The following is a 261-nucleotide window of genomic DNA, read 5'->3' on the forward strand; positions in this document are numbered from 1 at the left end:
TCATGTAACTAATTAAATTCCTTCTTAGTGTCTTGTCTCGAGTATGACTTATAGCAAGGCCTTTTATTAAGATATTTAAGTGTTCTCTTACCATATACATTCCTGTTTTATGTAATAGCTGTCCAGGTACATCTCTTACTAGAGGATAAGCTCCTGAAAGTATTAATAATTCAATTCGCTGAGGATGATTGATAGCTAGCTCTTGGGCAATTAGACAACCAGCAGAATAGCCACATATAATGACCTTGTCTATATGCAGCG

At 35.6% G+C, this 261-nt stretch carries 1 protein-coding gene; it reads right to left on the reverse strand.

The annotated features are described in order from the left end of the window. On the reverse strand, positions 1–261 hold a 261-nt coding region (locus SB822_RS58375), incomplete at both ends, for an alpha/beta fold hydrolase (protein WP_410859280.1).

Origin of the sequence: Paraburkholderia sp. SIMBA_054, assembly GCF_046534875.1 — a bacterium.
GTDB classification, from domain to species: Bacteria; Pseudomonadota; Gammaproteobacteria; order Burkholderiales; family Burkholderiaceae; genus Paraburkholderia; species Paraburkholderia hospita.